Below are 12,306 nucleotides of genomic sequence, written 5' to 3'. Positions count from 1 at the left end.
GCGCGCGGTCTCCTCCGGAGACACGACGCGACGGCCCTACGGGCCGTCAAGATGCAGGGCGCTCCGCGCCCTTGACGGGCCTCCGGCCCTGAAGGTACGTCACCTTCGGTGACATACACGGGCCTTCGGCCCGAAGGGCCGGCCTCCGGCCGCCCCTTGGCTGGCCGTGGACAGTGTCCGCATCGACTGTCCTTCTGTGCAGGTTGGAGAGGTTGTAAGGGATGGGAGTGTGGTCCCCCTGGTCCTCGTACAGGTCAGGGCCTCTCGAGCCGCTCCACGCTGTCCTGTTGACGCTACGCAATTTAGCCTAACGTGTCGTCAGATTTTGTGGGCAACCCCAGGAGGGCTCTCCACCCGCGCGCGCCACTCTGCCAAGAGGTCTAAACCACTCGGTTTTGCACGGAAGGTTTCATCACTCACTCCAACGCAACAGAATTCCCTTACCCCTTATGCGAGAACTGCCAGAGCGAAAAGAAAGGAAGGGTTCCCTTTTAATGACGCACTCGGAGTACAAGAAGCTCGACGTCTGCTTTCGCGAACTCGCCTCCATATTCCTTGAGTTGCATTGACCTCCCCTTTGGATAAGCGTAGAATTACAATCGTTGCACCGAGCGGCAACTCGGATCAACACCAACGGGCACCAACCCGCCAACAGGAACGGACGGATCGTCAGTGGAAATTTCCATCGAACAGCAGGCGGAAGCATTCACTCGAGGTGCAGAGACCCTCATTGCATTGGTCGCCCGACTAGAGACGGGTAACCACCTATTGCAGTGCTGGACGACGTTCACTGGGGTGGAACTTCCCGCCCGTCTGATGGTGAGGGTTGCCGGGCCGACGCCCGATGACTTGGTCAGCATGGAGCCGCCGGAGCAGCGCGACACTTTCGCCCTGCTCCTGGGCGTGGCCTTGACGGACGCGCGCGCGACGGCGTGCGAGATTGTTGCGAACTCCACTGCACCGGGGTCGGTGCCGGTTGAACGGGCCTGGGTGGTGGAGCCCGGTTGGGCCGATGGTGAGCCTGTCCCGGAGGGATCGTGGGTCCGTCCTCTGTCTGAGGCGGAAGCCTGCGCCTCCTACGATCCACGGGATGCGGACGGTCGCGCGTTCGCTACGGCCTTCTGGCTGGGTGATGAGCCGTGTGAGTCGGATGATGAGCGGCTGGTCGGGCCGTTCGAGCGGTGACCTAGGAGGTCGGTAGAGGGCCCCGCACCTCATGGTGCGGGGCCCGTTGCTGTCTGGCCGTGCCTTGTTGCCACCCCTGCCGACGCGGCGGCCACCGGCCGACGCCCACCCTCAGCCAGCGCAGCCAGACCATGACCCGACCGCCAGCCGCCACCCACCCCACCCACACTCCATCAACGCTCATCAACACCAGGTACAGAAAAGGGGGCACAGCCGAGGGGAAGTCAGCGTAGTGCGCCCTCGAAAAAGGCCAACTGACCTGCGGTAACAACGAGGCCCAGCCCGGAGTAGTGCAACAGATGTCGCAACAGGTGTTGCAACAGAAGACGCAACGGAAGTCGCAACAGATATTGCCGCTCGCGTGTGTTGGGAATGGACCTCCCCCACTGTAGGGAGTATAGTTAGTCATGTCGGAATGGAGTGGGCGGCAACCCTCCCATACCGGCGGACCAGCCCACCAACAGCGGAACGGCCGGAGGCCGGCCTTTGCGCGCACCTGCCCGAGGAGCCCCATTGCAGACGATCGAAGTCGACCCGGAACGGGAGTACACCAACATCGAGCGCGCCCGACGCGGCGCCTCCCTCTTGGAAGTCTTCCGCCAGCAGTCGCAGTGCGTGCCGCCGATCACGTGTGAAGGGCTGGCAGGGCTGGCCCGGTTCGCGGTCGAGGCGTACGCGACCGCTCGGCAGATTCCCGGACCGAACGAGGCCGCGCTGTTGAGCGATGTCGCGGCCTACGTGCTGCACCACATGGACGGAGCAGTGTCGGCGCCCGGTTTGATCGTTGCTGCACTGCACCTGTTCGACGTGCAGACCGGGCAGCGCACGCCGGACGTGATCCTTCCGTCCGGGAGCGAGCCCGCTGACGCGGTCGCGTTCCTGACCGCCCTGGGCTATGCCGCCGTAGCTCTGGACGTCGAGCCTCAGGACGCGCTGTACGACGCGCTCCGGGCCTTCAGTGCCGAGGCCGAGGAAGAGCGATTCGAGCGCGCGGCTCAGGCCCGTACCGAGCGCCTGAGCGCCTAGAACGGCAACCGGCCGGTGTCGGCGGGTACTGCCCGCCGACACCGGCCCCACGAGGGGAGTTGTCTTGTTCCACATCGAGTACACGGACCCGGTTCCGGGATCGTTCGAGATCGCGAACGCTGCCATGCATTCACTGGTCGCCGGGTTGGGACCGGGCACGCATCACCTGGTGTGCGCCGGAGGACCGGACGCCAGTGATGGGCTGGGCCGCTGCGTCGATGTCGCGTGCGCACCCGATGGCACGGTCACCGCAGACCCGGCCCAGATCCTGGTGTTCTGCATCAGCCTGGCCGCCATCCTTGCTCCGGACCGGCCCGGCGGAGTAGTGGCCCGCACCTACGGCGCCGACGGCCGGGAAGTCGTGCGCGGTTGGGTGCACACGGGCCGATGGCTGGCCCCGCTCACCGCCACCGAGGTATTCGCCGCCTACTGCCTTGGACCTATTCCCATGGCGCCGGAATGGAACGTGGATTATCTGGCCGGTACGCCCCTGGAAAACCCCTGGTTTTCCAGCACGTGCGGAGAAGCCCTGAAATGAACGAAAGGGTGGGGCCGGTCAATTCTGGCCGGCCCCACCCCCGGCGGAAAGGACGTGCGGAATGCAGTTTTACCCCGACTATCCGACCCTGGAACCGCGCGGAGGGCGCACCCACTACGGAGTCATCGCCGTCTTCTCCAACGGAAAAGACGCTCTCATAGCCGAGATCCAGGGCGATGCAGACGAAGCGGGCAGGGTCGCTCTGTCTGCGTGGCGCCGATACCACGGGAGCGCCCGGGTAGAGATCCTGTGCGATGGGTGTTCCTGGGCCTACGTGACCGTCGACCGGCGCACGCACGAGAAGGAACCGTTCCTGTGTCAGGCCGGTTTCTGCCAACACCACTTGTGCGGGCAGATCCCTCCGGAGGAGTGCTACTGCCTGGAGGGCGCGTGAGGCGTGCCGGTTTCGATGAAGTGCCTGGTCACTGGCCCCCGTTGGGTTGACCGACACCCAGCATGGGAGTATGATTACAAACGTTGGATCGGGCGGTAACCCGGACCGACACCAACCCACCAACCGGGGGCCCGGACCATCGGGCCCCACCCCAGGGAGTCACCTTGACGGACGATCAGACCACCCACACCGGCCCGCAGCGGCCCACACCCGCGCAGTCGAGCCTTCCGGCCGAACAGCACCGCAAGCGGCGCGGGCACGACTTCTACCCGTCGCCGCAGGCGCTCGCCGCGATCCCCGCCCTGTACGCGACCGAGGACATCGCCCCGGCGGACAAGATCGTTCATGTGCACTACTTCACGGGCGCAGCCGACTGGTACATCACCGAACTGGACCCGATCTCCGGCATCGCGTTCGGATGGGCCCACCTGGCGGAGGGCGAGTGGGGGTACATCTCCCTCCCTGAACTGGAGGAGGTCAACTCCGGTTTGACCATCGTCGAGCGAGACCTGTACTTCAAGCCGACCCGGGTCGGCGACATCCCCGGCATCCGCCACTGAACCCCAGGGTGGGGCCCCAGCCCGGGGCCCCACCCGCACCCCGCCCCGTCACGCCCGGCAAGGCGCGGCAGGCACCCCAACCCACCACGAAGGAACATCACCATGAGCGAGACGCTCGCCCTGTCTGCGATCACGGCGCACATTGCCGCGCACGCCAGCGAATCCGATCTTGACCGCATTGTCGCTGTGGTCGTGGAGCGCCGTAAGGCGCTCGCGACGATGGCAGCCGCCGCCGTGACCGTGGGCGCGAAGGTCGAGATCGTCAACCTTCGGCCCGCCGACTACAAGGGCAAGCGGGGCACCGTCGCGTCGATCGAGGGCAAGCGCGCCACGATCACCTTCGACGGGCAGTCCACCAAGGACCTGCGGTGGGCGCGTAGCTCGAAGATCCACGTTCCCGAAGGCGTGACCCAGTGGACGCCCACGTCACTGTTCCCGCTCACCTGCCTGCGGCTGGTCTGACCCAGCCGGACCCGATGCGGTCCGGGCGCATGCGCCCGGACCGCATCACCAGCCCAGACCCCAACCCGCCCCCCAGGAGGACATCCGTGGCCGCTGAGAACCCCGCAGCTCCCCGCACCTACAGCCCCGCCGCCGAAGCCCAGATCCGGTCCGATGCCGAGGTATGGATGCACGGCAACGTCGAAGCCAACCGCGAACTGTTCGACAGCCACCGCGACTATGCGCGCCTGCTGACCCCGGAGCGCCGCATCACCGAGGCCGCCGACGCGTGGCACGCCAACAACCTCCTGAAGCGAACGGCGATCCACGAGGTCATGCGCGAACTCGGCGAACGCTGAACCCCCGCACACCACGAGCCCGCCGGCCCCGGGGCGGCAACCCCGGGGCCGGCCCGGCCGACCAACCCACCACGGAAGGCACCGCCATGACCCAGACCACCGCCGAGAAGACGGACACCCCCGCGGAACCGAAGGCCGCACCGCCGCTCCCCGCCGCACGGTTCCGCGCCAGTCACCGCGAACTGACCGACGCCCTGAACCTCGCCGCCCTGGCCGTGCCCAGCCGACCCCCCGTGCCCGTCATGCGCGGGATCACCGCCCACGCCCGGGGCCGGTCCGTCACCATCAGCGCCTACGACTACCAGGTCGCCGTATCAGTCACCGTCCCGGCCGAGCCGGGCAGCACCGGGCGCAGCCTGTTGGACCACGAGGAGTTGACCAAGGTCCTGGCCGCCGCCGTAGCGGGCGAGACGAAGGCCGACGCCCAGCGCATGAGTGTCGCGTTCGACGCCGAGCAGTTGTCCACGCCGGATGTGTCGGTCCCCCTCACGGCCCTGTCGTTGGAGGACTACCCGCCGCTTCCGGAACCGGTCGCGCCCCGGGCGACCCTGGACGCGCCGGAGTTCTTCCGCCAGCTTGCCCGAGTGCTGCCCGCAGCGGGCAAGGACGACACTCTTCCAGTCCTCACGTGTGTACAGATGAAGCTCACCGCAGACACCCTGACCCTGTACGCCACCGACCGCTACCGGCTGACCGAGGCGCAGGTATCCGCCGAGCCGTGGGACGAGGCCGACGCAGCTACCGCCGCGACGTCGGTTCCCGCCGAGGCGCTGCGTACCATCGCCAAGCGTCTGGGCACGTACACCGGGCCGGTGTCGATCGGGATCCGCGACGGCAACGACGGAGCCATCACGTTCCGGATCGGTTCGGCGGAACTGACACTGCGCACGGTGAGCGCCGACGACTTCCCCCACCTCCAGAAACTGATCCCCACCACCGCCGACACCGACACCGCGATCACCGTCACCCGCGCCTCGCTGATCAAGGCTGCGAAGAAGGCGCATGCCCTGCTCAAGGCCAAGGGCATGGCGGGCGGACACGCGCTGTTCCAGTGGGATGCCGCCGCCGCGATGACCCTCGCCCCCGGCATCGGCAGCGAGGAACAGGACAAGGTGCGCGGCGCGGCAGTGACCTCCAGCGTCGCCCGGGGAGACGCCGCCCCGCTGCAAGGCCAGAGCATGGCGATGAACGCCGCCTTCCTCCTGGTCGCCCTGGACGCGTTCACCAGCGACACCGTGACCATCCACCTGCCCCGGGCCCAGGGCAGGCAGTACTTCGGTCGGGTGCTGTTCACCGAAGGCCCGGACATCGCAGGCAACCGCTACCGGCACGTCGTGATGAGCGTCCGACTGGAGGAGCCCGCCGAGCAGTAGACCGCCGGCCTGGGGGCCGGGCGCAGTGCTCCGCCCGGCCCCAACCGGCCCCAGCAGTACCGGCGGAGGGGTTGCACATCCAAGGATTGAGAGTAGAATTACTACTGTAGATACGGGCGGCAACCCGGACCCCGACCCACCAAGGAGCCCCGCAATGACCGTCATCGAGCAGGAGCCCCGCTCCACCACCGTCCACGTAATGGTGCGCAACGACCCCACCGTGGACGCCCGGCACCGGATCACCGAGTTCACCGCGGACAAAGCCGCCGAGTGGGCACGCCTGTACGGGCCCGCGAACGCCGACCTGACCCAACCCGCCACGCTGTCCGCGCCATACGGCGAGAACGGCCCACTGCGCCCGTTCGGGACCCTGATCCCCATCGTCCTGGAGTGGAAGCACCGCACGCGGGTGGAAGCCGCCGCGATGTGCGCGGACCAGGCCGAGGGCGAATGGCTGTACACCCCGTTCACCAGCGCCCAGTACATGACCTCCATCCCTCTCGCCGCTCTGGCCCACGAGATCATCGAGGTGCTCGCGGGCGAGGACGAACCGACCGCCACCGCACCCGGAGTCATCGCCACCTGCCTCAACGACGGTAGGCCATGGCTGTTCTACAGCCCCGACTTCCCCCCGCAGACCTGAGACAGCCCACCGGTACAACCGCGCCGGTCCGGACGGCAATCCGAACCGGCGCGCCCCAGCCCACCACAGCGCATCGGCGAACCAATGGAGGAACCATGTACCTCGTTGAAGGCAAGCCCAGGACCATCACCGGCACGGACGGCATCACCCGCCAGGAGACGCCCCCACCATGACCTTCCACACCGCAGTCGCCATGTTCCGATGGGCGGTCCGCAGCGGAGAGATCAGCTATACCAGGCTCCAGAACAACGGGAGCCGGTCGACGCGTATCAAGGATGTGTTCCTTGGCTGCCCCGCCGACAGTGCGCCGGTCCGCACCTACTGGACGTTCGACACCATGGGCAAGTACCGGTGGACCGCCGACCACTGGGACGCGATGTACGCCGCCCAGCAGCGCATCCGGGCACTCTGGCACTACATCAGCGAAGTCCTGCCCGAGTGGCAGGAGGAGCGGACCGTCCACTACGCCGACAACTCCATCGTGCGCTACGACGTCGACCGCAACGGCAACCGGCGCACCATCACCCTGACCGGCCCCAGCGGAGACCTCTGCTTCTGACAAGTGAGTGCCGGTCCGGGCGGCAACCCGTACCGGCACGCCCCACCCTCCACCCAGCCCACCATCAGGGAGTCGGCATGCCCGCGAACACCGACCGCTGGACCGCATCGACCGTCACCGACCAGGGCCCGCGCCGTGTCATGGCCGACGCCGCCCACGATGCCCGCGACCGGGCCACGGGGCGCCGCGCGTGGGCTGTGGCCGACGGCATCGGCGACGAGTACGAAGCCGGGTACGCCGCAGAGCTGGCCGTGCGGACCGCCGCCCGGGCCGCCCTGCGCGGGGGCGCCGCCGCGGGCATCACCGCCGCACGGGCCGCCTTGCAGTACGAGTACGACGGCGCGCCGCGCGGGCAGGAAGGCGACTGCGTGATGGTCACCGCCGTCCCCATGCCCGCACGAGTCGGGGGCGGCTGGGACATCGCGTGGGTCGGCGACTGCCGCGCCTACGCCATCCAGGGCGGCATCCTGCGCCAGCTCACCGAGGACCACACCGAGGGCGAGACGATGCGCCGCCACCCGGACCCCTACTGGCAAGACCTCGCCTACTGCTTCGACCACATCGTCACCCGCAGCGTGCTGCGCCCCACTCCGATCGCCTCCATCCGGATCACCGGGCCCACGCAAGGGATCCTGCTGTGCACCGACGGCATGTCCAAGGTTCTGGATATCGAGGCCATCGCCGCACATCTCACCGTTGCCGTCCCGCTGCGGGCCGCCCGAGCCCTGGTCGCTGACACCCGCGCGCAACCCCGCGCCCGCGACAACATCGCCGCCACCGTCATCCAACCGCGCACCCGATGAACCGGACCCTTTGACGAGGAGAACTCCCATGGCTCGCACACCCAGAACACCGCCGCCCGGACGTCCGGCCGGCCCGCGCCCCCGCACCAACCGCGCCACCTTGAACGCCGCTACCGCCGTCCTGGAGGCCAGCGGCTGGACCCTGGATACCCACTACCGGTTGCGACGGACCGAGGTCAGCCGGGACGAAGTGCTGATAGCCCCCATCGTGGGAGGCGTCGACGCCGCCCCCGGAGGCCCGAGCGCCGAATGGCGAGACCAGGACCACAAGCGGGAATGGTTCGCCGCCGCCTACCGACTGCGTGACGTCATGACCGACGCCGGATGGACCGCGCTCGGCGGAACAGACGTGGGAACCTACTACCGCCGCCCTGCAGGCGACCCCGACCCGGCCCCTGCCGTCCTGGCGTCAGCCCCGCCGGGCGCGCCCGTCCGACTACTGGCGATCGTCGCCGATCTAGGCGTAGGCGAGGGCGACCTGGACGCAGCCGTCGACGAGGCGGTACACGAAGAGGCCGCCCAGGAGTACAACAACGGTGCCCACCCCGAGTTGGACGAGCAGGCCGCGCACGAGGCGGTGCACGCTGCCGCCGACGCCCGCGCGAGCGCCATCAACAACAAAGGGCCAGCCGCCCAACTGGCTTTCCTGTACCAGGGATGCGTGAGCGAGGCCGCATTCCGATCCCTGCTGAGCGACCTGAAGCATTGACCCCACCACCGCAAGAGTGTAGAATTACTATCGTTTGTTAGGGCGGCAACCCGAAGCCAACGATCCGACCCACCACACACCGGGAGTACTCCGTGAGCAACGACACCACCACGACCGCGCCGCCGGACCCCGACACCGGCCCCACGCCTACCGGGGGCGTGCCCATGCCGGTGAGCCGACTCGTGCCCAACCCGCGCAACGTGCGCTCGAACATGCACCTGACGGACTACTACCTCCGGCGGATCAAGGCCAACGGGGTCAAGGTCCCCGTGGTCGCCGTCGCCCAAGGCGACGGAACGTTCATGGTGACCATGGGTCACCGCCGCCTGGCCGCCGCCAAAATGGTCGGTCTGGAGGAGATCCCCGTCTACGTCGTGGAAGGCGACGGGCGCGAGGCGGGCGAGGACTTCATCGAGCAGCTGGTGGAGAACGACGCCGACGGCCGGGAGCCCCTGTCGGAGCTGGAGCAGGCCGACGCCCTGTTCGGGGCCGCCGAGGCCGGTATGGACCTCGCGACCGTCGCCACCCGCACCGGCAAGACCAAAGCCGCCGTCGAGCAGGCCGTCACCACCGCCCGCACGGTCGGGCCCGGCACACGGCGCGCCCTGGCGCAGGCCGACGACTACGAGTGGACCACCGAGGTCCTGTCGGTCCTGGGAGAGTTCGACGACGACCCCGACGCGGTCGAGCGGCTCATCACCGCGCACACCGCCGGCTACTTCGCCCACCAGGTCACCCGCGAGGAGAACGACCGCGCCGACGCCCGCGCCCGCGACCAGCGGCGCAGCGAGTTGCAGGCTGCCGGGGTCCGCCTGTTGGAGGACCCGGACGATCTTGGCGACGCCGCCCAGTGGCTGGCGGACCTGGTCGACGCGCAGGGCGAACCGCTGGACGAGGACACCCACACCGCCTGCCCCGGACATGTCGTGACCTGGGACGAGGACGCGTCCGAGCCGGAGGCCATCCTCACCTACTGCCTCGACCCGCAGGCCCACGACCACCACGACCCCGCGGAGTTCGCGCCGGAGTCGGACCCCGAGTCCACCGCCGACGACGTCCCGTCCACGCCGACCACCGCCGCGCCCGGCACGAAGGACGAGGGTCTGCCGCACAAGGTGAAGATCGAGGGCAACAAGGCGTGGCGGGCGGCGCTGGCCACCCGTCGGGATTGGCTGCGGAGCGAGCTGCTGGGCCGCAAGACGGCCCCGAAGCCGATGCAGCGGTTCCTTACCGAGCAGTGGTTGATCTGCCCCAAGCCGCTCCAGATGTGGACCGGTGAGGTCAGCCGGACCGCGATCCTGGCCGAGCTGCTGGGCCAGGACAAGCAGGCCGAGGCCGCGCAGCGCGCCGGATGGGTTCCGGCGGCCGCGACCCCGGGCCGCATGGTGCTGACCGGTTTCGCGATCTTCGCGGCGTGCTTCGAGAAGCGCATCACCGAGTCCCAGACCTGGCGCCACGACGAGCCCCAGTTCGACACCGAGGACATCCGCGCCGATGCCCGCACCTACCTGGCGTTCCTGGGCTCGATCGGTTATCCGCTGTCCCCGATCGAGCAGGCTGTCATCTCCGGCGAGCCCTACACCCCGCCGAGCGCCCCGCAGCGGAGCGAGGACGAAGGCGACGAAGGCAAGGACGACGCGGCCGAGGGCGACAGCGCCCCCGACGCCGCCTGACACACCCGCGACCGGCCCCCCGCCTCCGGGGGGCCGGCCCGGGCCACCGGCCCGCCACGCCCCGCCCCCACCTCTGTCGTCTCCCTGGGAGGCTCACTGTGAATTCAGACCGCGCCACCATCAGCGAGCGTGCCGCCCGCGCCGCGCTCGCCCGCTTCCGCACCCCCGAACAGGTCGCCGCCGACCTGGCCCAGGTCGGCCCCGTGGCCCTGTGGGAGCAGCTGGCCCGCGCCGACCACACCGGCCAGCTCTCCGGCTACGACCCCGAAAGCCAGCTCACCGCCGCGCAGCTCACCGCCCCGTTCCTCATCCCGAGGGCGACGCCAACTGGCCCGCTGCCCTGGAGGATCTCGGCGACGTGACGCCGCTGGGGGTATGGGTGCGCGGAGCAGACCGCCTGCCCGCGCTGCTGAAGCGGACCGTCACGGTCACGGGCAACCGGCACACCACCAGCCCCGGCAAGCAGCGCGCCGCGCTCCTGGCCGGTGAACTGGCCCGCGCCGGGCACACCGTCACCGCCACCACCGCGTACGGGATCGACGCCGCCGCCCACACCGGCGCGTACATCGCCTCAGCACCCTCCCTCGCCGTCCTGCCCTGCGGACTCGACCAGTGCCACCCCGCCGACACCGCCGATGTAGTGCGCAACGCCCTGGGCGAGGGCGGAGCCGCCCTCAGCGCCCAGCACCCCGGCACGCCCGCCAGCCGCCACACCCTGCGCACCGCCGCACAGCTCCTCGCCGCCCTGGCACGCGCCGTCGTCCTGGTCGAGGCCGCCATCCGCTGCCCCGCGATGGAAACCGCCGCCATCGCCCACCTCCTGCAACGACCGCTCTTCGCCCTGCAACCCGAAGACAACAACGACCCCGCCACCGCCGGGGGACGCCGACTCCTGGCCAAGGGCCGCGCACGGCCCATCACCCCCACCGACGCCGTCATGACGCTGGCCTGACACCCCTGGGTCCGGCCGGACAACGCACCGCCGTCCGGCCGGCCCCGGCCCACGCCGCTCCACCACCACGAAGGGACAACCCTGATGCGCGTCTCCGACAGAAGCCGCAATCGCTTCCACCGCATGGCCCGCTTCTGGCCCATCGACCGGGCCGAGTCCGGCACCCTGCCCGCCCTCCACGTCGCCGGCGCCATGGTGTTCGTCTACATCAGCCCCGACCGCACCGAACTGTGCGTCAGCGTCGACCTCGACACCATTCACCACACCCTGCTGCGCCCCGGCCCCAACGGCACCGTGCCCCTGCGTATCACCGTCGCAGACGAAACCGTCTACCTCGCATGAACTCCCGACATCGTCAGACACGGGCCGCGGCACCATCGCGCACCATCCCGCCCCCGAACGCTCAACCCTCAACCACTGAAGGGGATTGACCAGCAGACGATGGGGAGTACAATTACTAATGTTGGGTCGGGCGGCAACTCGATCCACCTACCGACCCACCATCCGGAGGAACTTCCGTGATCACCATCCGACACACCCGCGCAGCAGGAACCCTGATCGAAGGCAGCGCCAAGGGCGACGGCGTCTACGAGATCGTCCGCCCCCACGGCTTCCACTACTTCCCCTCGCTTCAGCAGATCGGGATCCGCCGCTCCCGCGACCGCGCCGCCAAGAAGTGGGAGATCAACGCAGCCACCAACGCGCTGCGGGCTGCCGGATTCGAGGTCGAGATCGTCATCGACGAGGACGACCGCCGCACCTTCGCCGAGGCCGAGCAGGACCGCTATGACCGCGCCGAGGACCGTACCGAGCGCCTTCAGGAGCGAGCCGGCCACGCCGCCGACACCAGCCAGGCACTGCGGGACGCGGCGAAGCGGCGGTGGGATGCGATCCCGTCCGGTCAGCCGATCCTGGTCGGCCACCACTCCGAAGGCAGGGACCGCAGGTTCCGGGATCGCACGCACCGGATGGAAGGCAAGGCCATCGCCGAGGGCGAGCGCGCGGCCTACCTGGCCGGCCGTGCGGACAGCGCCGCGCACTTCCAGCAGTACCGCCGCAACCCCGGTGTGACGCTGCGCCGTATCGCGAAG

The 12,306-nt window shown here is 69.2% G+C and carries 16 protein-coding genes and 1 pseudogene; all 17 read left to right on the top strand.

What is annotated here, in order from left to right; translation table 11 throughout:
* Positions 1-672 precede the first annotated feature (672 nt).
* Positions 673-1,185, top strand: coding sequence for a hypothetical protein (locus AC07DC_RS40010; protein ID WP_478919803.1), 513 nt, complete (start codon positions 673-675; stop codon positions 1,183-1,185).
* A gap of 513 nt (positions 1,186-1,698) precedes the next feature.
* Entirely contained in the window at positions 1,699-2,211 is a 513-nt protein-coding gene (locus tag AC07DC_RS40005) for a hypothetical protein (protein ID WP_478919802.1), read from the top strand.
* Positions 2,212-2,275: 64 nt separating this feature from the next.
* Positions 2,276-2,749, top strand: a complete 474-nt coding sequence (locus AC07DC_RS40000; RefSeq protein ID WP_478919801.1) for a hypothetical protein — start codon at positions 2,276-2,278, stop codon at positions 2,747-2,749.
* A gap of 61 nt (positions 2,750-2,810) precedes the next feature.
* Positions 2,811-3,143 carry a hypothetical protein gene (locus AC07DC_RS39995; RefSeq protein ID WP_478919799.1) on the top strand — a complete coding sequence of 111 codons (333 nt, stop codon included), beginning with the start codon at positions 2,811-2,813 and terminating at the stop codon, positions 3,141-3,143.
* Positions 3,144-3,307: 164 nt separating this feature from the next.
* Positions 3,308-3,703, top strand: a complete 396-nt coding sequence (locus AC07DC_RS39990; protein ID WP_478919797.1) for a DUF2958 domain-containing protein — start codon at positions 3,308-3,310, stop codon at positions 3,701-3,703.
* A gap of 102 nt (positions 3,704-3,805) precedes the next feature.
* Positions 3,806-4,165, top strand: a complete 360-nt coding sequence (locus AC07DC_RS39985; protein WP_478919795.1) for a hypothetical protein — start codon at positions 3,806-3,808, stop codon at positions 4,163-4,165.
* A gap of 86 nt (positions 4,166-4,251) precedes the next feature.
* Positions 4,252-4,503: a hypothetical protein gene (locus tag AC07DC_RS39980; RefSeq protein WP_478919794.1), complete on the top strand. Its 252-nt coding sequence runs from the start codon at positions 4,252-4,254 to the stop codon at positions 4,501-4,503.
* Between the two features lie 86 nt (positions 4,504-4,589).
* The gene (locus tag AC07DC_RS39975) at positions 4,590-5,876 is read left to right on the top strand and encodes a DNA polymerase III subunit beta family protein (RefSeq protein ID WP_478919792.1); all 1,287 of its coding nucleotides are present in this window, start codon (positions 4,590-4,592) and stop codon (positions 5,874-5,876) included.
* Positions 5,877-6,030: 154 nt separating this feature from the next.
* The gene (locus AC07DC_RS39970) at positions 6,031-6,519 is read left to right on the top strand and encodes a hypothetical protein (protein ID WP_478919791.1); all 489 of its coding nucleotides are present in this window, start codon (positions 6,031-6,033) and stop codon (positions 6,517-6,519) included.
* 169 nt (positions 6,520-6,688) lie between these two features.
* Positions 6,689-7,078, top strand: coding sequence for a hypothetical protein (locus AC07DC_RS39965; protein WP_478919790.1), 390 nt, complete (start codon positions 6,689-6,691; stop codon positions 7,076-7,078).
* Between the two features lie 77 nt (positions 7,079-7,155).
* Entirely contained in the window at positions 7,156-7,881 is a 726-nt protein-coding gene (locus tag AC07DC_RS39960; protein ID WP_478919788.1) for a PP2C family protein-serine/threonine phosphatase, read from the top strand.
* A 28-nt stretch (positions 7,882-7,909) separates the two neighbouring features.
* A complete protein-coding gene (locus AC07DC_RS39955; RefSeq protein ID WP_478919787.1) occupies positions 7,910-8,590 on the top strand; it encodes a hypothetical protein in 681 nt (226 codons plus the stop codon).
* 92 nt (positions 8,591-8,682) lie between these two features.
* Positions 8,683-10,263: a ParB/RepB/Spo0J family partition protein gene (locus AC07DC_RS39950; protein WP_478919786.1), complete on the top strand. Its 1,581-nt coding sequence runs from the start codon at positions 8,683-8,685 to the stop codon at positions 10,261-10,263.
* Between the two features lie 98 nt (positions 10,264-10,361).
* A complete protein-coding gene (locus AC07DC_RS39945; protein WP_478919784.1) occupies positions 10,362-10,625 on the top strand; it encodes a hypothetical protein in 264 nt (87 codons plus the stop codon).
* Positions 10,622-11,215, top strand: a complete 594-nt coding sequence (locus tag AC07DC_RS39940) for a DNA-processing protein DprA (RefSeq protein WP_478919782.1) — start codon at positions 10,622-10,624, stop codon at positions 11,213-11,215. The genes AC07DC_RS39945 and AC07DC_RS39940 overlap by 4 nt, the downstream gene beginning before the upstream one ends.
* Positions 11,216-11,299: 84 nt before the next feature.
* Positions 11,300-11,557 carry a hypothetical protein gene (locus AC07DC_RS39935; RefSeq protein ID WP_478919781.1) on the top strand — a complete coding sequence of 86 codons (258 nt, stop codon included), beginning with the start codon at positions 11,300-11,302 and terminating at the stop codon, positions 11,555-11,557.
* Positions 11,558-11,733: 176 nt separating this feature from the next.
* Positions 11,734-12,276, top strand: a pseudogene (locus AC07DC_RS39930) (DUF3560 domain-containing protein); the annotation flags it as partial.
* Positions 12,277-12,306: the final 30 nt, after the last annotated feature.

This window comes from Streptomyces sp. NPDC045021, from assembly GCF_056432645.1.
This window is presented reverse-complemented; position numbering and strand designations above follow the sequence as displayed.

Excerpts from the sequence above, each read along its gene's own strand:
- AC07DC_RS39955 (WP_478919787.1), top strand. The coding sequence starts at position 7,910 with ATGGCTCGCACACCCAGAACACCGCCGCCCGGACGTCCGGCCGGCCCG.
- AC07DC_RS39975 (WP_478919792.1), top strand. The coding sequence starts at position 4,590 with ATGACCCAGACCACCGCCGAGAAGACGGACACCCCCGCGGAACCGAAG.
- AC07DC_RS39995 (WP_478919799.1), top strand. The coding sequence starts at position 2,811 with ATGCAGTTTTACCCCGACTATCCGACCCTGGAACCGCGCGGAGGGCGC.
- AC07DC_RS39935 (WP_478919781.1), top strand. The coding sequence starts at position 11,300 with ATGCGCGTCTCCGACAGAAGCCGCAATCGCTTCCACCGCATGGCCCGC.
- AC07DC_RS39970 (WP_478919791.1), top strand. The coding sequence starts at position 6,031 with ATGACCGTCATCGAGCAGGAGCCCCGCTCCACCACCGTCCACGTAATG.
- AC07DC_RS39985 (WP_478919795.1), top strand. The coding sequence starts at position 3,806 with ATGAGCGAGACGCTCGCCCTGTCTGCGATCACGGCGCACATTGCCGCG.
- AC07DC_RS39965 (WP_478919790.1), top strand. The coding sequence starts at position 6,689 with ATGACCTTCCACACCGCAGTCGCCATGTTCCGATGGGCGGTCCGCAGC.
- AC07DC_RS39960 (WP_478919788.1), top strand. The coding sequence starts at position 7,156 with ATGCCCGCGAACACCGACCGCTGGACCGCATCGACCGTCACCGACCAG.